A 24,120-nucleotide genomic window follows, 5' to 3' on the forward strand; every position below is an offset into this window, starting at 1 on the left:
GCGGTCAGAGCCACTTCTGCAGCGACAGCCACAGGCGCGGGCGCCGGTCGGGATCGGAGAGCGCGGCGCGGTCGGTGCGCCATGCGAGCTGGGAGGTCAGGAGCCAGTCGCCGTAGCGGCCGGCGGTCAGGCCCAGGCCGGCCGAGCTGATCGACTCGCTCGGCGTCGTGACGGGGAAAGGCGCGCCCGCCTCGTTGTATTTCACGTAGCCCCAGTCGTAGAACACGCCGGCCGAGAGCGGCACCTTCGCCAGGTCGGGCAATTGACGGCGGTACTCCAGGCTGACGATCGCGCCGGTGTCGCCCACCGCCTCGCCCACCGGGTAGCCGCGCACGCCGTTGGGTCCGCCCAGGCCGACCTTCTCGGCCGACGTCAGGTTCTTGGAGGCGAGCTGCGCCTGCAGTCCGATCGAGACCCGGCTGATCGCGGACAGGAACGTGGTCCGCAGGAAATCGAGGTTGACCTTGCTGAACGAGCCGGACGTGCGCAGCCCGGTCGGGCCGGTGTCGGAAGCCCGCGTCGCCGGGTCCAGCTTCAGCTCGCCGCTGGTGTAGTTGACCGAGTAGCTGTTGAACGACGACCCGATGGCCTCGTCGACGAAGTTGCCCAGCAGGCTGGCGCGAATGGAATCGACGCGGCGTCCGCTGTCCGTCGGCGGCGTGGTGGTCTCGTCGTCCAGCCGCTTGTGGTCGTACGTCAACGCGCCGATCACGTTGCGGGTGCGCGAGCGGATGATGGGATGCGTGGCCGTGACGCTGTAGATATCCCCCGTTCCGGTGGCGCCGAGCGCTTCGAACTGCTTGCCCAGCGCGTACTCGGTGCGCGTGACCGAAACCCCGACCTTCGTGGCGTAGCCCGTCACCGGCGTGGAGTAGCCGATGCGGTACAGCTGCGCGCCGGAATGTTCCGAGACCTGCACGTTGGCGCTGAGCACGTCGCCGCGACCGGTCGGGTTGTTCAGGTTGGCCGTGCCGCCGATGCGCACCGCGCCCGCGCTGCGCGCCCCGAAGTTGTCGAAGCCGACCACGCCATCGGCCCGCGCGCCCTGCGGCTTGACGGACACGGTGATGTCCGCCTCGCCGGTGTTGGCGCCCGGCGTCACGGCCGCCGTCGCGTCGAAGCCGACCAGGTCCCGCAGCAGCAGGATCGGCTTCTCCAGCATGTATTCCGTGATGTGCTCGCCGGGCTGCAGGTGCTTGCGGACGATGTCGTTGGCCAGCGACTCGGAGACGGCATCGTCTTCGCGCCGCACCGCGACGCGCCCCACGCGCGCTTCGACCACGTGGATCTGGATGGCGCCGTTGCGCGCCGGGAACAACTGCTCGGGAAGATAGGCCTCGGTCAGGAGGTAGCCGCGTTCGCGGTAGTAGCGGCGCACGCGGGCGGCGGCCTGCACCAGGCCTTCCATGTCCATTTCCTTGTCCACCAGGTCGTCGAGCAGCGCGACCAGGGTCTTCTCCGGGAACAAGGTGCTGCCGCGCACGCGGAAGGCCGCGGGGATCAGCCGCACGGACTCGCTGAACGGAGCGACCGTCGGCGGCTGCGGCACGATGATGGGGGCCGTTCCCGCAGCGGGCGCGGAGGGGGCCTGGCGCTCCTGCTGCAGCAGGATGCCCGCGTCGGGTCGCGGAGCCTGCTGCGCCACCACCGGTAACGCGCAGGCCGACGCTGCCGCTGCGGCCACCCATGTCTTGCTCTTCAACATCAACTCCTTCTTCTGGGCGTTTGCCTGGGCTCGCTGCAGGTTCACTGCTGAGCCCGCCGACTCTTACATTCGTTAACGTCTCTGTCAATCGCGTCGAACGCCAGCAGTGGCGCATCCCAGCCACGGAGGCAAGCTTTCGTGTTGGTGCCGCATCGATGAGCCGCTACACTGGCCCGGCGAAAGCGGCGGCTGGGTACACGTCTTCGGCTTCGAGCTGTAACAGCAGTCGGCTCATCAATGGCTCTCGCGGGCCGCAGACCACAGGCAACGGCGTGTCGTATCTCCTGCATTTCTCCGGTCCGGCCTCGTTCCAGCAGACCATCACCCTCAAGCCCGGCGGCGAACCCGTGGTCGTCGGCCGCGATCCGGAGGCGGCGGTCTACCTGCCCGACACCGACCGGGTCGTGTCGCGGCGCCACCTCTCCATCGCCTGGTCCGGCAAAGGCGCGCAGGTGACGGTGCTCTCGGCCAACGGCATCAACACCGACCAGGGCGACTACTTCTCCGGTGACGAGGTCGTGCTGGGCGATGGCCAGGCGGCGCGCATCGGCTCCTTCCACCTGCTCGTCTCGGTCCCCGCAGCGGCGGTGGACCCCGATGCCACCAACTTCTCTGGCATGGGCTCGCGGCCGGTGCCGCTCGGGCCCGAGGCGAAGAGCGCTTCGCCGGCAGCCGCCGCGACCGAGAAGGACCCGTGGGCGGAACTGCTGTCCGAGTGGTCGCCGGGGCCGAAGCGGGCCGACGCCACCGTGCCGGGATCGGCTTCCCTCGCGGCGCAAGCGCCAGGCAGCTTCGATCGCGACGACCCATTCACCACGTCCACTTCATGGCGCATGCTCAGCGGCAGCTTTGCCGCGGCGCCCGCCCGCGCCCCGGCCAGGGAACCGGATCCGCTCGCCGCGCTGGCCGCCGAGGAGCGCGCTGCGGTCCAGGGCGACCCGACGACACCCGACAGCGACGCGCTGCAATCGCTCTGCCGCGGGCTGGGGCTGCAGCCGCCGCAGTCGTTCAACTTCGACTGGGAGCGGTTCGGCCAGTCCCTTCGCCAGGTGGTCGAGTGCCTCAACGAACACCTGAGCACCCGCGCCGAAGCCAAGAAGGACATGCAGGCGGCCGACCGCACCTTCGTGGGCACCAAGCAGCCCAACCCGCTGAAGTCCGGCATGCCGATCGAGGACCTGCTGCATTACCTGCTGCTCTCGCCGCCCGACGTGCCCGGCTACACGCCCGCGGACAAGGCGCTGCAGGAAGCGGCGCAGGAGGCGCGATCGCACCAGGCCGCGGCGCAGGCAGCCGCGCGCGCCCTGGCCGAAGGCGCCATCGCGGAATTCGAACCGGGCAAGCTGCGCGGCGAGCTGCTGCAGGGCAAGTTGAGCATCGCCTCGGTGGTCGACAACGCCCGGCTCTGGGACCTGTACACCACCGGCTACGAGAAGAAGGCGGCGAAGCTCGCCGAATGGCGCGAGCAGTTGTTCGACCGCTACTACATGACGGCCTACCTGCGCGAAATCGACCGCCTGCGGCGCACCCACGCCCGCAGGTCGCAGCAGCGCAACGACTGAAGGTCCGCGGCCCCACGGGCCGCAAGCGGCGCGCTACAGTGGCCTTTTGAGGAGACCTGCATGTCGCCCAACAGCACAGCGCCCCGGCACATCCGCCTGACCTCGCACAGCGGGGGCAACGGTGCGCCGACCATCCACTGGGGCGCGGCCGATCCCACCGAGCGCGGTCCGGTCGTGGGCACGACGACTTCCCGCGCGCACCGCAACGTCATCGGAACGCACAGCGGCTCCTACAGCGTGTATCGCGCCCTCGCCGTGGCGGCCGGCGCGCTCTCCCGCAGCCACAAGGCGGACCTGACCAACACCTCGCCGACCGACGCGATCGGCCCGTATCCGCAGTGGAGCGACCCGGCCCGCATCGTCAGCCTCGATCCGTGGGGCGCGATGGTCGCCGACGTGTTCTCCGACGAGATCGCGGCGGGCATGGACATCCGGCCCACGATCGCGGTGACCAAGGCGCACGTCATCCTTCCGGAGATCATCGAGGCGGTGAACAAGCGCCGGCTCAAGCCCGATGGAAAGATGCTGCTGCCCAGCGGCGCGGCCATGGTCACCAAGGCCGCCATCGAGCCGGTGTGGCACCTGCCCGGCGTGGCGCGGCGCTTCGGCTGCACCGAGACCGACCTGCGCCGCGTGCTGTTCGAGGAGACGGGCGGCATGTACCCGGAGCTGGTCACGCGCGGCGACCTCGACGTCTTCCTGCCGCCGATCGGCGGCCAGACCGTCTACATCTTCGGCAACCCGCGCGATCTTGCGAACCCCGAGGTGGAACTCACGGCCCGCGTGCACGACGAGTGCAACGGCTCGGACGTGTTCGGCTCGGACATCTGCACCTGCCGCCCGTACCTCACGCACGCGATCGAGGAATGCATCCGCGGCGCGCAGCCGGCGTCCGCGGGCGGTCGCGGCGGCGTGGGCCTGATCTCCTATTCGCGCAAGGAAGGCCGCGCGCTCGGCGAGGTCACCAAGTTCCTGGTCTACAACGCGCGCAAGCGCCAGGTGGGCGGCGACACGGCCGACCAGTACTTCGCCCGCACCGAGTGCGTGGCCGGCGTGCAGGACATGCGCTTCCAGGAGCTGATGCCCGACGTGCTGCACTGGCTGGGCGTGCGCCGCATCCACCGGCTGGTCTCGATGAGCAACATGAAGTTCGATGCCATCACGCAGTCCGGCATCGAGGTCGGGGAACGCGTGAACATCCCCGACGAACTGATCCCGGCCGATGCCCGGGTGGAAATGGACGCCAAGATGGCCGCCGGCTACTTCACGCCCGGCGAAGTGCCCGATGCGCGCAAGCTCAAGACCACCAAGGGACGGGGCCTGGAATGAGCGTCGAGAACGACTTCATCCGCGAACGCTCGCGCGGCGAGGTCGCGGCCGGCCTCCTGCGCTCCACCGTCGCCGTGCGCGAGCGCTGCGGCCAGCTGCTCGATCGGGCACGCGTCGGCCAGTCGGCCTGGTTCACCGTGGATGAAAGCAAGCTGCGCGCGGCAGCCGCGGAAGTCGCGGCCATCACGCGCCGCCGCTATCCCAGGCTGCACATCCCGTTCCACAGCCGCTGGCGGCACTTCGAGGCCGGCGGCGTCGACCGCCGCAAGCAGCTGAACGAAAGGCTCGGCAACGTCGCGCCGCAGGCGCGCGCCCACGCCATGATCGATCTCACCGTCGTCAGCGTGCTGCTGGATGCGGGCGCCGGAGCGGACTGGAAGTACGTCGATCCCGCCACGGGCCAGACCTACACCCGGTCCGAGGGACTGGCGGTGGCGACCTTCCACGCCTTCATGGCCGGCATGTTCTCCAGCGACCGGCTGCGGCCGCTGCAGGCCGACGCGCAGGGGTTGCGTTCGCTCGGCACCGACCAGCTGGCCCAGGTGTTCCAGGTCAGCGAATCCAATCCGCTGGTGGGGCTGGAGGGCCGCGCCATCCTGCTGCGCCGCCTGGGCGAGGCGATGGCGGAGCAGCCGGAGGTCTTCACCGAGGATGCGCGTCCATGCGGCCTGTTCTTCCTGATGGTGGCCGACGAGGGCGGCATCGCGCACACCGCCGACGTGGAGGTGCACGACCTGCTGTCGCAGATCCTCACCTCGATGTCCGGCATCTGGCCGATGGGCACGAGCATCGGCGGCGTGCCGCTGGGCGACGTCTGGCGCCACGCCGCGGTTCGTGGCGACGGCCCCTCGGACGGCTGGGTGCCGTTCCACAAGCTTTCGCAGTGGCTCACCTACTCGCTGCTGGAGCCCTTCCACTGGGCCGGCGTGAAGCTGCGCGGCATCGACAAGCTCACGGCGCTGCCCGAATACCGGAACGGCGGGCTGCTGATCGATTCGGGCGTGCTCACGCTGCGCGAGCCGGATGCCGCCCACCAGGTCTGGCATCCCGGCGACGAGATCATCGTGGAATGGCGCGCGCTGACCGTGCCACTTCTCGACGAGCTGGCCGGGGCGGTGCGCCACGAACTCTCGGTGGACGAAGACCGGCTGCCCCTGGCCTGCGTGCTGGAAGGCGGCACCTGGGCGGCCGGCCGTGAACTGGCGCAGCGCGCCCGAGGCGGGTTGCCGCCGCTGCAGGTGCACAGCGACGGCACCGTGTTCTGAGCGGTGCGCTCGCTATAGTGATCGCCATGTCCCAAGTCCACCTGATCGACCATCCGCTGGTCCAGCACAAGCTGACCCTCATGCGCAAGAAGGAGGCCAGCACCAACAGCTTCCGGCGCCTGCTGGGCGAGCTGGCCTCGCTCATGGCCTACGAGGTCACGCGCGACATGGCGATGCAGGAGGTGGAGATCGAGACGCCGCTGGAGAAGACCACCGGCAAGGTCATCGACGGCAAGAAGCTGGTGTTCGTCTCCATCCTGCGCGCCGGCACCGGCATCCTGGACGGCATGCTCAGCGTCGTTCCCGGCGCGCGGGTGGGCCACATCGGCCTGTACCGCGATCCCAAGACGCTGACGGCCGTCGAGTACTACTTCAAGATGCCGCAGGACATGCACGAGCGTGACGTCGTGGTGGTCGACCCGATGCTGGCGACCGGCAACAGCGCCATCGCCGCCGTGGAGCGGCTCAAGGAACTGCAGCCCAAGTCGATCAAGTTCGTGTGCCTGCTCACCTGCCCGGAAGGCATCGAGGCGATGCAGCGGGCGCACCCGGACGTGCCGCTCTACACCGCGGCCATCGACCGCCAGCTCAACGAGCACGGCTATATCCTGCCCGGGCTGGGCGACGCGGGCGACCGGATCTTCGGGACGAAATAAGCGTTCCCGCGGCGGGCTCCTTCATGCTCGACCTGCTCATCACCAACGCCTCCCTGCCCGACGGCCGCACGGGCGTCTCGGTCGCGGTGCAGGACGGCCGCATCCGCGAAATCACGGCCGGCCTGGACGCACCGGCGCACGAGAAGTTCGATGCGCGCGGCTGGCTGCTCTCGCCACCGTTCTGCGATCCGCACTTCCACATGGACGCGACCCTCAGCTACGGGCTGCCGCGCATCAACGAGACCGGCACGCTGCTGGAGGGCATCGCGCTGTGGGGCGAGCTCAAGCCGCTGCTCAAGGCCGAGGACATGATCGAGCGCGCGCTGGCGTATTGCGATTGGGCCGTGGCCAGGGGGTTGCTGGCCATCCGCAGCCATGTCGACACGAGCGCTCCCAGCCTGCTGCCGGTGCAGGCCATGCTGGAGGTGAAGAAGCGTGTCGCCGGCTACGTCGACCTGCAGCTCGTCGCCTTCCCGCAGGACGGCGTGCTGCGGACGCAGTTCGGTGTCGAGAACCTGAAACGCGCGCTCGACCTGGGCGTGGACATCGTCGGCGGCATCCCGCACTTCGAGCGCACGATGTCCGAAGGCGCGGCCAGCGTGAAGCTGCTGTGCGAGCTCGCGGCCGGGCGCGGCCTGCCAGTGGACATGCACTGCGACGAGTCGGACGACCCGCTCTCGCGCCACATCGAGACGCTGGCCTTCGAGACGCAACGGCTCGGGCTGGAGGGCCGGGTGAACGGCTCGCACTGCACTTCCATGCACAGCATGGACAACTACTACGCCAGCAAGCTGCTGCCGCTGATCGCGGAGTCCGGCGTGAGCGTCGTGGCCAATCCGCTGATCAACATCACGCTGCAGGGCCGCCACGACACCTACCCCAAGCGGCGCGGCATGACGCGAGTGCCCGAGCTGATGGCCGCCGGCGTCACGGTCGCTTTCGGCCACGACTGCGTGATGGACCCGTGGTACGGCATGGGCTCGGGCGACATGCTGGAGGTGGCGCACATGGGCCTGCACGTGGCGCAGATGACCAGCCGCGGCGGCATCCGCGCGTGCTTCGACGCCGTGACCACGAACGCCGCGAAGGTGATGCAGTTGCCCGGCTACGGTCTCGAACCGGGCTGCGACGCCAGCTTCGTGCTGCTGCAGGCGCGCGATGTCGTGGAGGCGATCCGGCTGCGTGCGAACCGGCTCAAGGTGTGGCGCAAGGGAAAGCTGCTGGCCGAGACGCCGGAGGTGGCGGCGAGTCTGCACGTCGAGGGCCGGCCGGCCGCAACCCGGTTCACGACGGCAGGCTGAGCTCTGCCGTGCCGGCTGTCGGCACACCCGCAATCGCAATCGGGGAATCGACTCACATCCGCGCTGCCTGCCCGTGGCGCAATCCGGGAATGGCCCTGGACCTCTCCCGCATCCGCGCCCTGTGCTTCGACGTCGACGGCACCATCTCCGATACGGACGACCACATCGTCGCGCGGCTGGCCGGCCTCATCGATGCCGTGCCGGGCGTCAGCGGCCGGCGGGCGGAGAAGCTCGCGCGGCAGACCGTGATGGCGCTCGAGACGCCGGTCCATGCGGCCTACGCCAAGCTCGACGAGCTCGGCCTGGACGTGCCGCTGACCCGGCTGCGCGACCGGTTGAGGTCCATCAAGCGGCTGGAGGGCGACCCCGCCCACACCCGCAACCCGGAAGCCGCCGACGAGGTGCCGCACGAGATGGTGGCCGGCGTGCAGCAGATGATCCATACGCTGGCCCGGCACTTCCCGATGTGCACGATCTCCACCGGCGGTGCGCCGCGGGTGGAGCGGTTCCTCGAGCACTACGGCGTGCGCAAGCACTTCACCGCCGTCATCGGCTCGCAGACCACCCGGCGCATGAAGCCGCATCCGGAGCCGCTGCTGTTCGCGGCGCGGGAGATGGGGGTGCGGCCCGAGGAGTGCCTGATGATCGGCGACACCACGATCGACATCCGCACCGGCGTCGCAGCCGGCGCGCAGACCGTCGGCGTGCTGTGCGGTTTCGGGACGGAGCTCGAGTTGCGCGAGGCCGGCGCCGGGCTGATCCTTGCGACCACGTCGGACCTGCTGGGTGTCCTGCAGCCCGCGGAAGACACGCTCGAGGGCACCGCCCAGCCGAAGCCGGCGTCGTAGGCCTCGGCGCGAGGCCGGCAGTCATCCGCGTCGGCTGCAAGCCACGCGGGCGACCAATAAGCGAAATACTGCCGAGGCAGGCGCCTGTTCAGCGTGAAAATCGCGGGATGCTCAACCGCAGAAAGTTCTCCCGCACCCTCGTCGGCTCCGCTGCCTTGATGGCCCTGCCTGCCGTCCGCGCCCAGGGCGACCGCATCCTGCTGGCCCAGTCGGCGCCGTTCACCGGCCCGTCCGCGCAGCTGGGCATCCAGTTCCACAACGGCGCCCGGCTGTACTTCGACCAGGTCAATGCCCAGGGCGGCATCCACCGCAAGCCGGTGGAGATCGTGAAGATGGACGACGGGTACGAGCCGGACCGCTGCGTCGAGAACACCCGCAAGCTGCTGGCCGACGACCCGGTGGCCCTGTTCTGCTATGTCGGCACGCCCACCAGCCTGGCCGCGCTGCCGGTCGCGACGGCGGCGAAGACGCCTTACTACGCGCCCTTCACCGGCGCCATGGGACTGCGCCAGCCGTTCAACCGCTATGCCTTCCACCTGCGGGCCTCGTACAACGACGAGACGGCGCTGATCGTGGACCAGCTGATCCAGCTCGGCCGCCAGAAGATCGCGGTGTTCCACCAGAACGACGCGTACGGCAAGGCGGGCCTGGACGGCGTGGCGCTGGCGCTGGCCGCGCACAACTCCAAGCCGGTCGGCACGGCCACGGTGGAGCGCAACTCGGTGGAGGTGGCGGCCGCCGTCAAGGCGCTTGTTGCGCTGCGCCCCGACGCCATCGTCCAGATCGGCTCGTACAAGGCGTGCGCCGCCTTCATCAAGGCAGCGAAGGCGGCGGGCTATGGCGGCCTCTTCTACAACGTGTCGTTCGTGGGCACCCAGGCGCTGGCCGACGAACTGGGCAAGGATGGACTGGGCGTGGTCGTCTCGCAGGTGATGCCCTCGCCCTACAACCCCGCTCGCGCGATCACGCGCGAGTTCGTGGAGGCGGTGAAGAAGGCGGGCGGCGAGCACTCCGTCAACTTCTCCAGCATGGAAGGCTACCTGGCCGCCAAGGTGATGGCCGACGCGCTGCGCCGCGGCCCGGCCAAGCCCACGCGCGAGACGGTCGTCACCAGCCTCGAGGCGCTGGGGATGTCGTCGTACGGCGGCTTCAACGTGAGCTTCTCCAGCAACGACCACGTCGCGTCGAAGTTCGTCGAGCTGTCGATGCTGACGGGCGACGGCCGCGTGCGCACCTGACGCTCAGCGGGGGCGCACGCGCGCCTGCCGTTGCAGCAGCAGGTAGGCCGCCAGGCCGACCAGGGTCCACATCAGCATCAGCCCGCCCAGGTTCAGCTGGCCCTCGTGCGGCACCATGCCCACGACCAGGCCGCCGAGCGCTCCCAGCAGCTGCTGCGACAGGCCGGCCACCGCGGCGGCCGAACCGGCCAGTGCGGGAATCACACCGACGGTGCCGGTGAGCGTGGGCGGCACCAGCAACCCGTGGCCGACGCCGAGGAGCAGCAGCGGCAACGCCAATGCAAGCGGGCTTCGCCACCCGGCCCAACCGAGCGCCAGCACGAAGAACAGTCCGCCGATCGTGAGCGCCTGGCCCCAGCCCATGATGTAGCGGTCGCTGCGGCGGTGCGTCATGCGCGTCGTGGCCAGGTTGCCGAAGATGTAGGCGATCGGGATGACGCCGATGTACCAGCCCAGCTGCTCCGGCGTAACGCCGTACGCGCGCAGCACCAGCGGCGTGCCGCCCAGGAAGCTGTAGAACGTCGCGGTGGCCGACGACAGCAGCAGCACGTGCAGCAGGAAGGCCGGTTCGCGCGCAAGGCGTGCATAGCTGCCGGCCAGCGTGCGCAGCCCGCCGGTCGAGGGCGCCGCGTCCGCCTTGCGCGCCGGCAGGCCCCACCAGGCCGCCGCCATCAATACGACCGCCAGCGCCGCCATCACCGCGAAGTTCGCCTGCCAGCCCACCCGCACGTGCAAGTGACCGCCCAGCAGCGTGGCCAATGGCGGGCACACGCCCATGCTCATGCCGATGAAGGCCATCACACGCGTGCGCTCCGGTCCCTGGAACAGGTCCTGCACCATCGCCCGCCCCGTCACCATGCCCGCCGCGCTGCCCGCGCCCTGCAGCACGCGGCCGAGCGTGAGCACTTCCAGGCTGTCCGCGAACGCCGCGAGCAGACAGCCCGCGCAGGCGATCACCAGTCCGGCGAGCAGCACCGGCTTGCGTCCGAAACGGTCCGACAGCGGCCCGTACACCAGCTGCATGCCGCCGTACGCCGCGATGAATCCGCTGAACGTCAGCTGCACCGCCGCCTGCGTGCTGCCGAACAGGGCCGGCCAGTCCTGCATCGAAGGCAGGCAGATCGTCATGGCCAGCAAGCCGAAGGCAAGCTGGGCCACGAGGTTGGCCATGAGGAGGAAGTGCATCAGCTGTTCAACTGCGCCCAGACCTTTTCGAGGCGCTTGACGCTCACGGGCTGCGGCGTGCGAAGTTCCTGCGCGAACAGGCTGACGCGAAGTTCCTCCAGCAGCCAGCGCAGTTCCTGCATGCGGTCGTCGACGTGGCCTTTGCGCTCGGCCACCAGGCGCCAGTAGCGCTGCTCCTGCGGCCGGACGTCGGCCATGCGAGCCACGTCGCGCGCAGGATCCGCGCGCAGTTTCTCTAGCCGCAGCGTGATCGCCTTGAGGTAGCGCGGGAGATGCTGCAGGGCCGCCCAGGGCGTCCGGGCGAGGAAGTGCCTCGGGACCAGTCGCTGCAGCTGCTGCGCGGCGTCGGCGGTGCAATCGGGATGCCCCTTGGTGTCCTTGATCTTTCGCGCCGCCGTCGCGTAGTCGGCCAGGATGGTGGCCGCGAGGCGGGCCACCTCGTTGGCGATCAGCGTCAGGCGGCCGCGGCCCTCGTCCACCCGGCGCTTGAACGTGGCCTCGTCGGTGGGCAGCGGATCGAGCAGGAAGGCCCGGTCCAGGGCCAGATCGATGATCTGCTGCCGCAATTCCTCCTGCGTGCCGAGCGGCATGAAGGCGACGGCCATCTTCTGCAGGTCGGGAATGTTCTTCTCCAGGTACTTGAGCGCGTCCTTGAGCTGCAGCGCGAACAGGCGGCGCAGGCCCGCGCGGTGCTTCGCCGCGGCGACCTCGGGTTCGTCGAAGACTTCGATGACGACGGCGTGGCCCTGGTCGACCAGCGCGGGGAAGCCGACGAGGGACGTCGAGCCCTTTCGCACTTCCATCAGCTCGGGCAGTTCGCCGAAGGACCAGCTGGTGTACCTCGCTCCCTCTCCCGCCTGCGGGAGAGGGCTGGGGTGAGGGTCTGCCTTCGCCACCGCACCACCCTCACTTCGCCCTCTCCCGCCAGCGGGAGAGGGAGTTGGAGCCGCCGCGACCGTCAACCCCGCCAGCGCCTGGAACGCCCCCCGCGCCTTCGCCCCCAGTTCCGCCTTCAGCGCCCCGAGATTCCGCCCCATCCCCAGCTGCCGGCCGTGCTCGTCCACCACCCGGAAATTCATGAACAGGTGCGCGGGCACCATGTCCAGCTTGAAATCCGTGCGCTTGACGTCCAGCGACGTCCGTTCCCGCACCATCTTCAGCAGCACGTCGACCAGCGAGCCGACGGCCCAGCGTTCCGGCGCCGTCAGTTCATCGGCTAGCCGCGCCGCCGATTCCGGCAGCGGCACGAACCGCGAGCGGGGCTTTTGCGGCAGGCTCTTGAGGAGCGCCTGCACCTTGTGCTTGAGCATGCCGGGCACCAGCCATTCGGCACGCTCTTCGCTCACCTGGTTCAACACGAACAGCGGCACGGTCACGGTGAGGCCGTCGCGCGGATCGCCGGGTTCGTGCAGGTAGGCCGCGGCGCAATCGACACCACCCAGTCGGATCGTCTTCGGGAAGGACTCCGTCGTGATGCCCGCGGCCTCGTGCCGCATCAACTCGTCGCGAGTGAGCTTCAGCAGATCGGGCTTGTGCCGGCTGTCCTGGCGATACCAACCCTCGAAGGTGTGGCCGTTGTAGACGTCGGCCGGGATCTGCTGGTCGTAGAAGGCGTAGATCAGCTCCTCGTCCACCAGCACGTCCTGGCGGCGCGACTTGTGCTCCAGCTCCTCGACCTGCCGCACCAGCTTCAGGTTGGCGGCCAGGAACGGCAGCTTCGTCTCCCACTGCCCCGCGACCAGGCCCTCGCGGATGAAGATCTCCCGCGCGCCCTGCTGGTCGACCTTGGCGAAGGGCACACGGCGGCCGCTGTAGATCACCAGGCCGTACAGCGTGGCGCGCTCCAGCGCCATCACCTCGGCGCCCTTCTTCTCCCAGTGCGGATCGAGCAGCTGCTTCTTGAGCAGGTGGCCGGCGACTTCCTCCACCCATTGCGGCTCGATGTTGGCGATGCCGCGGCCGAACAGGCGCGTGGTCTCCACCAGCTCGGCGCAGACGATCCAGCGCCCCGGGCGCTTCTTTAGGTGGGCTCCGGGGTGGCGATAAAACTTGATCCCGCGCGCGCCGAGGTACACGTCCTCCTCTTCCATCTTCCAGCCGATGTTGCCCAGCAGGCCGGCCAGCATGGACTTGTGCAGCGCGTCGTAGCCCGCGGGCTGCGAGTTCATGCGCCACTTGTGCTCGGCAACCACCGTGTGCAGTTGCGAGTGGATGTCCTTCCACTCGCGCACACGCCGCACGTTGATGAAGTTCTGGCGCAGGAGGGATTCGTACTGGCGGTTGGAGAGCTTGTGGTGGGGTGCACCCTCACCCCCACCCCCTCCCGCACGCGCGAGAGGGAGTTTCGGAGCGCCTGGGCTCCCTCTCCCGCTCGCGGGAGAGGGTTGGGGCGAGGTGCCGCCCCGCGCCGCATGGATCCACTCCCACAACCTCAGGTACCCCGAGAACTCGCTCTTCTCGTCATCGAACTTCGCATGCTGCTGGTCGGCCTGCGCCTGCAGCTCCAGCGGCCGGTCGCGCACGTCCTGCACGGACAGCGCCGATGCGATCACCAGCACCTCGGCCAGCGCGCCCCGCTCGCGCCCCTCCAGGATCATCCGGGCCACTCGCGGGTCCAGCGGCAGGCGGGCCAGCTCGCCGCCGACGGGAGTGAGCTCGTTGGCGTCGTCCACGGCGCCCAGTTCATTGAGCAACTGGTAGCCGTCGGCGATCGCGCGACGCTGCGGGGCCTCGATGAACGGAAAGTCTTCCACGCTGCCCAGGTGCAGCGCCTTCATGCGCAGGATCACGCCGGCCAGCGACGAGCGCAGGATCTCCGGGTCGGTGAACCGCGGGCGCGAGAGGAAGTCCTGCTCGTCGTAGAGGCGGATGCAGATGCCGTTGGCCACGCGGCCGCAGCGGCCCGCGCGCTGGTTGGCCGCGGCCTGGCTCACGGGCTCGTCCAGCAGCTGCTCCACCTTGCTGCGGAAGCTGTAGCGCTTGACTCGCGCCGTGCCCGCGTCGATCACGTAGCGGATGCCCGGCACGGTGAGCGAGGTCTCGGCCACGTTGGTGGCCAGCACGATGCGCCGGCCCGCGTGCGCTTCGAAGATGCGGTCCTGTTCGGCCTGCGACAGCCGCGAGAACAGCGGCAGCACCTCGGCCCCGCGCGTGAGCGGGCTGTGCGACAGGTGCTTGCGCAAGTGGTCGGCCGCCTCGCGGATCTCGCGCTCGCCCGGAAGGAACACGAGGATGTCGCCTGCAGCGTTGCCCTGCCACAGCTCGTCGACCCCGTCGGCGATGGCTTCGTCCAGCCCGTAATCGCGCGTCTCCTCGAACGGCCGGTAGCGCTGCTCCACCGGATACATGCGGCCGGACACGTAGATGACGGGCGCCTTGCCCCTGGCCGAAGCGAAGTGCTCCGCGAAGCGTTCGGCGTCGATCGTGGCCGACGTGACCACGATCTTCAGGTCGGGCCGGCGCGGCAGGAGCTGCTTGAGGTAGCCGAGCAGGAAGTCGATGTTGAGGCTGCGCTCGTGGGCCTCGTCGATGATCAGCGTGTCGTACGCCGACAGCAGCGGGTCGGTCTGGGTTTCCGCCAGCAGGATGCCGTCGGTCATCAGCTTCACCGAGGCGTCGCGCGAGAGCCGGTCCTGGAAGCGCACCTTGAAGCCGACGACTTCGCCGAGCGGCGTCTCCAGCTCCTGCGCGATGCGTTTGGCTACGCTCGATGCGGCGATCCGCCGCGGCTGCGTGTGCCCGATCAGCCGGCCGCGCTCGCCCGGCGGGGCGTTGAGCTTGCCCCGCCCCATGGCCAGCGCGATCTTGGGCAGTTGCGTGGTCTTGCCCGAGCCGGTCTCGCCGCAGACGATGACCACCTGGTGCTCGGCGATCGCGCGCGCGATCTCGTCGCGTTTGCCGCAGACCGGCAGCGATTCTGGAAAGGTGATGCGGGGAGCGGGCAAGGCGGCGGAACTGCGGCGCCGCAGGGGCGCAAAGCCCCGGATTATCGGGCGGGTTCGGGCGCCAGCTCGGCGATCTGCCGTTCTTCCTCGTCGTAGCAGGCCACGCGGCTGGCGTAGCTCCAGGCGGTGCGCGACATGGCTTTGGCCGCCGCCACCGCGGTCTGCGGGCGCATCTGCGGCGGAGCCACCAGGACACCCACGCCGACCTCCGCCACCCAGGTCGTGCGGCTGTACTCCAGCTCGGCCATGTCCTTGCTGGTGCCCAGCCCGACCGGGCGCGAAAGCCGCTGCACCACCTGGTGCGCCAGCTCCATCAGGGGGTCGGCCGCCGACGGCCTCGGCACCAGCAGCAGGAAAGCGTCGGCGTCGAGGCGCCCGAGCTGCACGCCGGGCGGCAGCAGGCGGCGCAGGCGGCTGGCGCAGATGAACAGGCCGTGGTTGTAGGCCGCGCGTCCGTGCAGGTGCTCGAGCGCGTCGAAGTTCGCGACGCTCACCGCCAGCACGCCGAGCGGCCTGCCGTCACGCTCGGCCCGCGCGAACGCCTCGCCGACCATCACGTGCGTCTCGGAATGGGAGGCGAGCCGGGTCACGGGGTCATAGCTCGGTCCATGCACCATGGCCTGGCGAACGTCGATCAGGTACGCGTAGCGCGCCCACATGGCACCCCCGATGCACGCGGTGTAGGCGATGGCAGCGAGCGCGCTGGCCGCGTGCACGGGCCAGGGCGTGCTCGCCGGGTCCAACGCATGCCAGGTCAGCCCGGCGATGGCCAGGGACATGAAGCACACGCCGGCGAAGGCCAACCAGCCGGCCGCTGCGCCGCGACGGGCGCTGCGCAGCGCGGCGGCCAGGCTCAGGGCCACCAGCATCCCCTGCATCGCGACCGACAGTGCAAGCGCCTCCAGTGGCGGCAGCGACCAGCCGATGGCCAGCACCACTGCCGTGACGGCAGCCGTCGCCGCGACGATGGCGCGGGCACGAGAGCCGCGCAGCACCCCGAGCAGCCAGAACAGCAACGGCGCCAGGACCGCCGAGACGAGCACGGCGGCATGGGCCTGCACGCGCAGGTGCGCCTCGGGCGAGTCGCCCGGCAGCCAGCCGAGGAAGATCAGGACATAGAGACAGGAAAGCAGCGCCGACAGCGAACCCGTGGTGGCCACGCGACGGGCGGACTGACGGAATGCGAGCACGGCGGCGATCAGCGACAGGCCGGCCGCGCCGAAGAAGGCTCCCCAGAATCCCACCGCCACGCTGTCCACGCGCCCGCACCCCTCGTGCCGCCGGCGGCGGCCGGACCGTACCTTACACTGTTCCGCTGGCGCCGCCCCCGTTTTCGCTGTCAGTTCTCACAGTCGATGTCCACCGTCTTCAACTTCACCTTCGTGCCCTGGTTCCGCTCGGTGGCGCCGTACATCCACATGCACCGGGGCAAGACCTTCGTGGTGGGCGTGGCCGGCGAGGCCGTCGCGGCCGGGAAGCTGCAGGCCATCGCGCAGGACCTCGCGCTGATCCAGAGCATGGGCGTCAAGCTGGTGCTGGTGCACGGCTTCCGGCCCCAGGTGAACGAGCAGCTGCGGGCCAAGGGCCACGAGGCGCGCTACTCGCACGGCATGCGCATCACCGACGGAGTGGCGTTGGACTGCGCTCAGGAGGCGGCCGGCCAGCTGCGCTACGAGATCGAGGCGGCCTTCAGCATGGGGCTGCCGAACACGCCGATGGCGGGCTCCACCATCCGCGTGATCTCGGGCAACTTCATCACCGCGCGGCCGGTGGGGATCGTGGACGGCGTCGACTTCCAGCACTCGGGCATGGTGCGCAAGGTCGACGTGGCCGGCATCAAGCGCACGCTCGACCACGGCGCGATGGTGCTGATGTCGCCCTTCGGCTTCTCACCGACAGGCGAGGCGTTCAACCTGGCGATGGAGGAAGTGGCCACGAGCGTGGCCATCGCCCTGCAGGCGGACAAGCTGGTGTTCCTGACCGAGATCCCCGGCATCCGCATCAAGCCGGCGGAGGCCGAGTCCGAGGACAACCCGATCGACACCGAGCTGCCGCTCGCGGCCGCCGAACAGATCCTGGCCTCGCTGCCCGGCCCGCAGCTGCCGACCGACACCGGCTTCTACCTGCAGCACTGCGTCAAGGCCTGCAAGGGCGGCGTGGAGCGCAGCCACATCATCCCGTTCGCGGTCGACGGCTCGATCCTGCTGGAGATCTACGTGCACGACGGCATCGGCACCATGGTCATCGATGAGAAGCTGGAGGAACTGCGCGAGGCGACGGCCGACGACGTCGGCGGCATCCTGCAGCTGATCGAACCGTTCGAGCGCGATGGAACCCTGGTCCGGCGCGAGCGCACCGAGATCGAACGCGACATCGCCAACTACAGCATCATCGAGCACGACGGCGTGATCTTCGCCTGCGCCGCCCTCTATCCCTACCCCGAGGCGCGCACCGGCGAGATGGCGGCGCTGACCGTTTCGCCGCAAAGCCAGGGCCAGGGCGACGGCGAGAAGATCCTCAAGCGGGTCGAGCAGCGCGCCAAGGCGATGGGCCTGGACAGCATCTTCGTGCTCACGACCCGCACGATGCACTGGTTCCTCAAGCGCGGCTTCGTCCAGGTGGAGCCGGAGTGGCTGCCGGAGGCCCGCAAGCGCAAGTACAACTGGGACCGGCGGTCGATGGTGTTCGTCAAGAAGCTGACGTAGCGGGCGCTCCCCCGTCACTTCGGGGAAGTGCATGAACACGAAAGTCTACTTTTCAGCTGCAGTCGATTCATGACCGACAACGTTTCGCCCCTCATCCTCGAGCACCTGAAAGCGCTCCGCAATGAGCTGCGCGACTTCAAGGCGGAGCTTCGTTCCGACGTGGAGGTGGTGAAGAGCCGCTTGAACTCGCTGGAGAAGCAGGTGGCCTTCTTCCACGAAGGCATCGCAGGCATCCACATCCGCCTGGACCGGTTCGACGGCCGTCTCGATCGCGTCGAACGGCGCCTCGACCTCGCGCACTGACCGGCCGGGGCGCGCCGCGCCTCAGGCGTGCGCCAGCCGCGGCGCGCGCATTGATCGCGCCAGCAAAGCGATCAACACCAGCGCGAACCCCACGAACGCCACGAACGACCAGTTGGCGATCGACAGCCCCAGGAACGTCCAGTCGATCTTCGTGCAATCGCCGCTGCCGCGGAAGATCATCGGGATCGCGCGCTTGAGCGGGAACGTCTCGATCATCCCGTAGAAGTCGCGCCCGCAGGACACGATCTCCGGCGGATGCCACTGCAGCCAGCTCTGGCGGGCGGCGACGAAAGCGCCGAATCCCGAGGCCGCCAGCGCCAGGACGCTGCCGGTGATCCAGGCGCCGCGGCGCGGAATCGCCGCGGACGCGCCGGCGATGACTCCCACCAGGATCAGCGCATAGCGTTGCACGATGCACATCGGGCAAGGCTCGAGGCCCACGCCATGCTGCAGGTACAGCGCGAACGCCAGCATGCCCGCGCAGGCGGCAGCCACCAGGCTCAAGGTGCGGCGCGGCGCCGCGAACAGCCACTCGATCAAGACTCTCTCCCGATGCGGGCGCCGCAATCCCTCAGTGCGCCCCTTCCACGAACACGCGGGCCCTGCGCGGCGTCACCACCAGCGTCTCGCCCTCCCGGAACCCCAGCTCCCTGAATTGTTGCGCAGGAATCTGGGCCTCGATGATGGGGTCCTGACCGCTGGGGTTGGCCGGTTGGGTGTCCTCGGCCGGAATTAGTTCCAGCCGGGCGATGGGCCCGACCACGATGGCGCGCGAGAGCTGCACCACGATGCCACGCGCGCCGGGCGAGTAGCGCTGCACGTCCAGGTCGTGCGGCCGCACGTACGCGAAGGCCTTGGCGTTCTCCGCTTCGGCGTGCTCGGGCGCGTGCAGCTGCATGCCTTCCAGGTGCACCTCGCCCTGGTGGGCGCGACCGTGGAACATGTTGACGTCGCCGAGGAAGCCGTACACGAAGGGGCTGGCCGGATGGTCCCAGACGTCCTGTGGCGAGCCGACCTGCTCCACGCGCCCGGCATTCATCAGCACGACCCGGTCCGCCACTTCCAGAGCCTCTTCCTGGTCATGCGTGACGAAGATGCTGGTGACGTGCAGTTCGTCATGCAGGCGGCGCAGCCAGCGGCGCAGTTCCTTGCGCACCTTGGCGTCGAGCGCGCCGAACGGCTCGTCCAGCAGCAGCACCTTGGGCTCCACCGCGAGTGCGCGGGCCAGCGCGATGCGCTGCCGCTGCCCGCCCGACAGCTGCGACGGAAAGCGGTCCGCCAACCAATCCAGTTGCACGAGGTTCAGCAACTCGTGCACCTTCTGCTTGATCTGCGCTTCGCCCGGCCGCTGCCCGCGGGGCTTGACTCGCAGGCCGAACGCGACGTTCTCGAACACGGTCATGTGGCGGAAGAGCGCGTAGTGCTGGAACACGAAGCCGACCTGCCGCTCACGCACATGCACGTCCGTGGTGTCCTCGCCCGCGAACAGGATGCTGCCGCTGTCGGCCGTTTCCAGGCCCGCGATGATGCGCAGCAGCGTGGTCTTGCCGCAGCCGGAAGGGCCGAGCAGCGCGAGCAGTTCGCCGGAGCCGATGTCCAGCGAGACATTGCGCAGCGCGTGGAACTCGCCGAATTGCTTGCTGACGTTGCGGATTTCGATGCTCATGGGTTGTCGTCCTTCACGCGGCCGCCGGCCGCTCCGGCGGCAGCTCCGCCGTCGCCTTCATCAGGCGCTCGTGCTGCCACTCCGCCACGCTCTTGATCGCGAGCGTCACCAGCGCCAGCAGCGCCAGCAGCGAGGCGACCGAGAAGGCGGCCACCGACTGGTATTCGTTGTAGAGGATCTCCACGTGCAGCGGCATGGTGTTGGTCTGGCCGCGGATGTGGCCGGACACCACCGACACCGCACCGAACTCGCCCATTGCGCGCGCGTTGCACAGGATCACGCCGTAGATCAGGCCCCACTTGATGTTGGGCAGCGTGACGTGCCAGAAGGTCTGCCAGCCGTTGGCGCCCAGCACGATGGCGGCCTGCTCCTCCTCGTTCCCCTGCGCCTGCATCAGCGGGATCAGCTCGCGGGCGATGAAGGGGAAGGTGACGAAGATCGTGGCCAGCACGATGCCCGGCACGGCGAAGACGATCTTGATGCCGTTCGCCGCCAGCCAGGGGCCGAGCCAGCCCTGCGCGCCGAACACCAGCACGTAGATCAGGCCGGCCACCACCGGGGACACGGAGAACGGCAGGTCGACCAGCGTGGTCAGGAAGGCCTTGCCGCGGAACTCGTACTTGGCGATGCACCACGCGGCCGCGATGCCGAACACCAGGTTCAGGGGCACGGCGATCGCTGCAGTGATCAGCGTCAGCCGGATCGCCGACCACGCATCCGGCTCCCGCAGACCTTCGAGATAGGCCTCGAAGCCCTTTCGCAGCGCCTCGGTGAACACCGCGGCGAGCGGCAGCACCAGGAAGAGGAACACGAACAGCAGCGCCGCGCCGATGAGCGAACGGCGGACCCAAGCCGTTTCCGTGGTGATGACGCGCTTTTGCGCGAGGTTGCCTGCCATCAGCCGGCCCCTGCCCTGCGCCGCTGCCAGGCCTGCAAGCCATTGATCACCAGCAGCAGCACGAACGAAATCCCCAGCATCACGGTCGCGACCGCGGTCGCGCCTGCGTAGTCGTATTGCTCCAGCTTTCCGATGATCACCAGCGGCGTGATCTCGGAGACCATGGGCATGTTGCCCGCGATGAAGATGACCGAGCCATACTCGCCCACCGCACGCGCGAAGGCCATCGCGAAGCCGGTCAGCAGCGCGGGCAGGATGGCGGGCAGGATCACCCGGCTGAAGGTCTGCCACCGCGTCGCGCCCAGGCACATCGCGGCCTCCTCCAGCTCACGCTCCGTGTCCTCCAGCACCGGCTGCACGGTGCGCACCACGAACGGCAGCCCGATGAAGATCAGCGCGATCACCACCCCGTTCGGGTTGAACGCGAGCTGGATCCCGAGCGGCTCGAGGTACTGGCCGATCCAGCCGTTGCCGGCCAGCAGCGCCGTGAGCGAGATGCCGGCCACCGCGGTGGGCAGCGCGAAAGGCAGGTCAACCAGCGCATCCACGATCTTCTTGCCCGGGAAGCGGTAGCGCACCAGCACCCACGCGAGCAGCAGCCCGAAGAAGACGTTGAACAACGCCGCCAGGAACGACGCGCCGAACGTGAGGCGGTAGGACGCGACGACCCGCGGCGAGCTGACCGCGGCCCAGAACTGGTCCCAGCTCATGGCGAACGTCTTGATCACCAGCGCCGACAGCGGGATCAGGACGATGAGGCTCAGGTACAGCAGCGTGTACCCGAGCGTGAGATTGAACCCCGGCAGGACCTTGCGCGCGCCGCCGCGGCGCGAAGACGCCGCCGTGGCCGGCAGGGGCGCCGGGAGGGTGGCGGCGGACCCGGCCATTTACCTGACCGTGTAGATCTTGTCGAACTGGCCGCCGTCGTTGAAGTGCACCTTCTGCGCCTCGGACAGCGAGCCGAACAGCTCCTGCACGGTGAAGAGCTTGATGGGCTTGAACGTCTGCACGTGCCGGGCCAGGACCTTCTGGTTGCGCGGACGGATCGAGTGCTTCGCCGCGATCTCCTGCCCTTCCTCGGAGTACAGGAAGTCGAGGTAGGCCTTTGCCAGGTCGCCCGTGCCCTTCTTGGCGATGGTGCGCTCCACGATGGCGACCGGGTTCTCCGCGACGATGCTGATGGACGGATAGACCACGTCCACCTTGCCCTTGCCGAACTCGCGGTTGACGGACTCGACCTCCGACTCGAACGTGATCAGCACGTCGCCCGTGTTGCGCTGCAGGAAGGCGGTGGTGGCGTCGCGGCCGCCGCGGGCCAGCACGGGCACGTTCTTGTACAGCTTGGACAGGAACTCCTGCGCCTGCGCGTCGGTCCCGCCCTTCTTCTTGATGTAGCCCCAGGCCGCCAGGTAGGCGTAGCGCCCATTGCCCCCGGTCTTCGGGTTCACCACGACCACCTTCACGTCGGGCCGCGTCAGGTCTTCCCAGTCCTTGATGCCCTTGGGATTGCCCTCGCGCACCAGGAACAGCATCGTCGACGTCGTCGGCGACGCGTTGTCCGGGAAGCGCTTGGCCCAGTCCTTGGCCACCACGCCGCGCTCGGCCAGGAACTCGATGTCGGTGGTGGTGTTCATCGTCACCACGTCGGCGTCCAGGCCGTCCGCCACCGCGCGCGCCTGCGCGCTGGAACCGGCATGCGACTGCTCGACCTTCACGTCCTTGCCGGCGGTCTTCTTGTAGTGCGGCACGAAAGCCGCGTTGATGTCCTTGTAGAACTCGCGCGCCACGTCGTACGAGACGTTCAGCAGCGTCGGCTGGGCGGAAGCGAGGGAACTCGCGACGAGCGCGAGGGAAGCGAGGGCGATTTTCAGGGACTTCATGTTGCAAGTACGAGGCTGCTGCGCAGCCTCGTTTTCACCTTTGTTTTACCGGTTCGGTTGCGGGGTCAGGCGCAGGTACGGCTTGACAGCCCTGAACCCCTTGGGAAAGTGCCTGGCCAGTTCCTCCGGGTCCTGCAGGCTCGGCAGGATCACCACGTCATCGCCGACCTTCCAGTTGGCGGGCGTCGCGACCTTGTGGCTGTCGGTCAGCTGCAGCGAATCAATGATGCGCAGGATCTCGTCGAAGTTGCGGCCGGTGCTCGCCGGGTAGGTGAGCGTGGCGCGGATGGTTTTCTTCGGGTCGATGATGAACACGCTGCGCACGGTGGCGTTGACCAGCGAGTTCGGGTGGATCATGTCGTACAGCGTGGCGACCTTCCTGTCGGCGTCGGCCAGGATCGGGAAGTTCACCGTCGTCTTCTGCGTCTCGTTGATGTCGCCCACCCACTGCAGGTGCGAATCTACCGGGTCCACGCTCACCGCGATCGGTTTCACATTGCGCTGCGCGAACTCCCGGTCGAGCGTGGCGGTCCTGCCCAGTTCAGTCGTGCACACGGGCGTGAAGTCCGCCGGGTGCGAGAAGAACACGACCCACGACTCGCCCGCCCAGTTGTGGAAGGAGATCGGGCCGTCGGTGGAGTCCTGCTGGAAATCCGGGGCGGTGTCACCCAGACGAAGCGTCGCCATGTCGTTCCTGCGAATAAGAGGAACAGGAATTGTGGGGATTCGGTTATGAAAACCCAACGAATCTCTTGTTGTTTGCTTATTCCGCGCTCGCTCTCACAGCAACGGCCGCAATTCGCGCGCCGCGTCCTGCAGCAGAGGCAGCACCTCGCGCGCGAACACCGGCCCCTGCAGCCGTTCCAGCCGCGTCACGACATTCAGCGCGGCGACGGCCCGGCCCTCCAGGTTCCGAAGCGGAACGGCCGCGGCATGCACTCCCAGTTCATGCTCCTCGCTGGCGATGCACCAGTCCTGCTGCCGCACCTGCTCGACGATGCGGCGCAGCTGCTTCGGGTCAAGGACGGTGTGCGCCGTCAGGCGCGGCAGTTCGCGGCCCTTGAGCCAGGCCACGAACTCGGCCTTGGCCTTGGCGGCCAGCAGCACTCGCCCGGTCGAGGTGGCGTGGGCTGGCAGCCGGGCACCCAGGTGCAGCCCATACGCCAGCATGCGCGTCGCCGGCCCGCTGCGGGCGATGATCACGACCTGGTCGCCGTCGAGCACGACGGCCGAGAAGGCTTCTCCCGTGCGTGCAGCGAGCCGATCCAGCGTCGGCTGCAGCGCCCGCGGCAAGCGCGCCGAGGCGAGATAGCTGCCGGAGAACCGCAGCACCTTGGGCGCCAGCCAGAAGTAGCTGCCGTCCGTTTCCAGGTAACCGAGGTGCGTCAGGGTCAGCAGGTGACGCCGCGCGGCCGCGCGCGTGAGGCCGGCGCGCTGCGCCGCCAGCGTGGCGTTCAGGCGCTGGCGTTCGGTGTCGAAGCTCTCGAGCACGGCCATCCCCTTGGCCATGCCGTCGATGAAATCGGCGCGGGCGATCATGTCGGGTCTGGCTGCGCGATCATCGCGCAAGCGGCGCAATGATCGCACAAACGTCGAGCGCCTCCCTCCCCAGCCGCCGCCCGCGCGCCTAAGCTG

The 24,120-nt window shown here is 69.0% G+C and carries 20 protein-coding genes; 9 read left to right on the plus strand and 11 right to left on the minus strand.

Annotated features, from left to right (window positions below; all coding sequences use genetic code 11):
- Window positions 1-4: 4 nt before the first annotated feature.
- Entirely contained in the window at window positions 5-1,702 is a 1,698-nt protein-coding gene (locus tag EZ313_RS21510; RefSeq protein WP_167772692.1) for a ShlB/FhaC/HecB family hemolysin secretion/activation protein, read from the minus strand.
- A 275-nt stretch (window positions 1,703-1,977) separates the two neighbouring features.
- Here EZ313_RS21510 and tagH point away from each other — a divergent pair, with 275 nt between their 5' ends.
- From tagH to EZ313_RS21545, 7 genes are all read left to right on the plus strand, one after another.
- The gene (gene tagH, locus EZ313_RS21515; protein ID WP_167772693.1) at window positions 1,978-3,267 is read left to right on the plus strand and encodes a type VI secretion system-associated FHA domain protein TagH; all 1,290 of its coding nucleotides are present in this window, start codon (window positions 1,978-1,980) and stop codon (window positions 3,265-3,267) included.
- 60 nt (window positions 3,268-3,327) lie between these two features.
- Window positions 3,328-4,596, plus strand: coding sequence for a GTP cyclohydrolase II (locus EZ313_RS21520; RefSeq protein ID WP_135265382.1), 1,269 nt, complete (start codon window positions 3,328-3,330; stop codon window positions 4,594-4,596).
- Window positions 4,593-5,861 (plus strand): URC4/urg3 family protein, encoded by a 1,269-nt coding sequence (locus tag EZ313_RS21525; RefSeq protein WP_135265383.1) that lies wholly within the window; start codon window positions 4,593-4,595, stop codon window positions 5,859-5,861. Before EZ313_RS21520 ends, EZ313_RS21525 begins: the two co-directional genes overlap by 4 nt.
- A 26-nt stretch (window positions 5,862-5,887) precedes the next feature.
- Window positions 5,888-6,517, plus strand: a complete 630-nt coding sequence (upp, locus tag EZ313_RS21530; RefSeq protein ID WP_135265384.1) for a uracil phosphoribosyltransferase — start codon at window positions 5,888-5,890, stop codon at window positions 6,515-6,517.
- 23 nt (window positions 6,518-6,540) lie between these two features.
- Window positions 6,541-7,818: an amidohydrolase family protein gene (locus EZ313_RS21535; RefSeq protein WP_135265385.1), complete on the plus strand. Its 1,278-nt coding sequence runs from the start codon at window positions 6,541-6,543 to the stop codon at window positions 7,816-7,818.
- Between the two features lie 89 nt (window positions 7,819-7,907).
- A complete protein-coding gene (locus EZ313_RS21540) occupies window positions 7,908-8,666 on the plus strand; it encodes an HAD family hydrolase (RefSeq protein ID WP_135265386.1) in 759 nt (252 codons plus the stop codon).
- A 107-nt stretch (window positions 8,667-8,773) separates the two neighbouring features.
- Window positions 8,774-9,904, plus strand: coding sequence for an ABC transporter substrate-binding protein (locus EZ313_RS21545; RefSeq protein ID WP_135265387.1), 1,131 nt, complete (start codon window positions 8,774-8,776; stop codon window positions 9,902-9,904).
- A 3-nt stretch (window positions 9,905-9,907) separates the two neighbouring features.
- Here the strand turns inward: EZ313_RS21545 and EZ313_RS21550 are convergent, their stop codons facing one another.
- Genes EZ313_RS21550 through EZ313_RS21560 form a run of 3 tightly spaced genes read right to left on the minus strand, consistent with a single transcriptional unit; the run spans window position 9,908 to window position 16,292 of the window.
- Window positions 9,908-11,089 carry a Bcr/CflA family efflux MFS transporter gene (locus EZ313_RS21550; RefSeq protein WP_135265388.1) on the minus strand — a complete coding sequence of 394 codons (1,182 nt, stop codon included), beginning with the start codon at window positions 11,087-11,089 and terminating at the stop codon, window positions 9,908-9,910.
- Complete coding sequence (hrpA, locus tag EZ313_RS21555) at window positions 11,089-15,033, minus strand: ATP-dependent RNA helicase HrpA (protein WP_135265389.1); 3,945 nt, start codon at window positions 15,031-15,033, stop codon at window positions 11,089-11,091. The genes EZ313_RS21550 and hrpA overlap by 1 nt, the downstream gene beginning before the upstream one ends.
- Before the next feature lie 41 nt (window positions 15,034-15,074).
- Entirely contained in the window at window positions 15,075-16,292 is a 1,218-nt protein-coding gene (locus EZ313_RS21560) for a diguanylate cyclase domain-containing protein (protein ID WP_135265390.1), read from the minus strand.
- Between the two features lie 96 nt (window positions 16,293-16,388).
- Between EZ313_RS21560 and argA the strand changes: the two genes are divergently transcribed.
- Window positions 16,389-17,738, plus strand: a complete 1,350-nt coding sequence (gene argA / locus EZ313_RS21565) for an amino-acid N-acetyltransferase (protein WP_135265391.1) — start codon at window positions 16,389-16,391, stop codon at window positions 17,736-17,738.
- A gap of 69 nt (window positions 17,739-17,807) precedes the next feature.
- Complete coding sequence (locus tag EZ313_RS21570) at window positions 17,808-18,041, plus strand: hypothetical protein (protein ID WP_135265392.1); 234 nt, start codon at window positions 17,808-17,810, stop codon at window positions 18,039-18,041.
- A 21-nt stretch (window positions 18,042-18,062) separates the two neighbouring features.
- Here the strand turns inward: EZ313_RS21570 and EZ313_RS21575 are convergent, their stop codons facing one another.
- From EZ313_RS21575 to EZ313_RS21605, 7 genes are all read right to left on the minus strand, one after another.
- Window positions 18,063-18,581 (minus strand): disulfide bond formation protein B, encoded by a 519-nt coding sequence (locus EZ313_RS21575; protein WP_240788742.1) that lies wholly within the window; start codon window positions 18,579-18,581, stop codon window positions 18,063-18,065.
- 31 nt (window positions 18,582-18,612) lie between these two features.
- Entirely contained in the window at window positions 18,613-19,707 is a 1,095-nt protein-coding gene (locus tag EZ313_RS21580; protein WP_135265393.1) for a sulfate/molybdate ABC transporter ATP-binding protein, read from the minus strand.
- A 13-nt stretch (window positions 19,708-19,720) separates the two neighbouring features.
- The gene (cysW, locus tag EZ313_RS21585; RefSeq protein WP_135265394.1) at window positions 19,721-20,605 is read right to left on the minus strand and encodes a sulfate ABC transporter permease subunit CysW; all 885 of its coding nucleotides are present in this window, start codon (window positions 20,603-20,605) and stop codon (window positions 19,721-19,723) included.
- Window positions 20,605-21,492: a sulfate ABC transporter permease subunit CysT gene (cysT, locus tag EZ313_RS21590; RefSeq protein WP_135265395.1), complete on the minus strand. Its 888-nt coding sequence runs from the start codon at window positions 21,490-21,492 to the stop codon at window positions 20,605-20,607. The genes cysW and cysT overlap by 1 nt, the downstream gene beginning before the upstream one ends.
- Window positions 21,493-22,485: a sulfate ABC transporter substrate-binding protein gene (locus EZ313_RS21595; RefSeq protein ID WP_135265396.1), complete on the minus strand. Its 993-nt coding sequence runs from the start codon at window positions 22,483-22,485 to the stop codon at window positions 21,493-21,495.
- A 45-nt stretch (window positions 22,486-22,530) separates the two neighbouring features.
- Window positions 22,531-23,172 (minus strand): peroxiredoxin, encoded by a 642-nt coding sequence (locus EZ313_RS21600; RefSeq protein ID WP_135265397.1) that lies wholly within the window; start codon window positions 23,170-23,172, stop codon window positions 22,531-22,533.
- A 93-nt stretch (window positions 23,173-23,265) separates the two neighbouring features.
- Window positions 23,266-24,024, minus strand: a complete 759-nt coding sequence (locus tag EZ313_RS21605) for an IclR family transcriptional regulator domain-containing protein (protein ID WP_135265398.1) — start codon at window positions 24,022-24,024, stop codon at window positions 23,266-23,268.
- Window positions 24,025-24,120: the final 96 nt, after the last annotated feature.

The organism is Ramlibacter henchirensis, from assembly GCF_004682015.1.
In the GTDB taxonomy this organism is placed as follows: domain Bacteria; phylum Pseudomonadota; class Gammaproteobacteria; order Burkholderiales; family Burkholderiaceae_C; genus Ramlibacter; species Ramlibacter henchirensis.

Coding starts and splice junctions, on each gene's coding strand:
- EZ313_RS21520 (WP_135265382.1), top strand. CDS start 3,328: ATGTCGCCCAACAGCACAGCGCCCCGGCACATCCGCCTGACCTCGCAC.
- EZ313_RS21525 (WP_135265383.1), top strand. CDS start 4,593: ATGAGCGTCGAGAACGACTTCATCCGCGAACGCTCGCGCGGCGAGGTC.
- upp (WP_135265384.1), top strand. CDS start 5,888: ATGTCCCAAGTCCACCTGATCGACCATCCGCTGGTCCAGCACAAGCTG.
- EZ313_RS21535 (WP_135265385.1), top strand. CDS start 6,541: ATGCTCGACCTGCTCATCACCAACGCCTCCCTGCCCGACGGCCGCACG.
- EZ313_RS21540 (WP_135265386.1), top strand. CDS start 7,908: ATGGCCCTGGACCTCTCCCGCATCCGCGCCCTGTGCTTCGACGTCGAC.
- EZ313_RS21545 (WP_135265387.1), top strand. CDS start 8,774: ATGCTCAACCGCAGAAAGTTCTCCCGCACCCTCGTCGGCTCCGCTGCC.
- EZ313_RS21550 (WP_135265388.1), bottom strand. CDS start 11,089: ATGCACTTCCTCCTCATGGCCAACCTCGTGGCCCAGCTTGCCTTCGGC.
- argA (WP_135265391.1), top strand. CDS start 16,389: ATGTCCACCGTCTTCAACTTCACCTTCGTGCCCTGGTTCCGCTCGGTG.
- EZ313_RS21570 (WP_135265392.1), top strand. CDS start 17,808: ATGACCGACAACGTTTCGCCCCTCATCCTCGAGCACCTGAAAGCGCTC.
- EZ313_RS21580 (WP_135265393.1), bottom strand. CDS start 19,707: ATGAGCATCGAAATCCGCAACGTCAGCAAGCAATTCGGCGAGTTCCAC.
- cysW (WP_135265394.1), bottom strand. CDS start 20,605: ATGGCAGGCAACCTCGCGCAAAAGCGCGTCATCACCACGGAAACGGCT.
- cysT (WP_135265395.1), bottom strand. CDS start 21,492: ATGGCCGGGTCCGCCGCCACCCTCCCGGCGCCCCTGCCGGCCACGGCG.
- EZ313_RS21595 (WP_135265396.1), bottom strand. CDS start 22,485: ATGAAGTCCCTGAAAATCGCCCTCGCTTCCCTCGCGCTCGTCGCGAGT.
- EZ313_RS21600 (WP_135265397.1), bottom strand. CDS start 23,172: ATGGCGACGCTTCGTCTGGGTGACACCGCCCCGGATTTCCAGCAGGAC.
- EZ313_RS21605 (WP_135265398.1), bottom strand. CDS start 24,024: ATGATCGCCCGCGCCGATTTCATCGACGGCATGGCCAAGGGGATGGCC.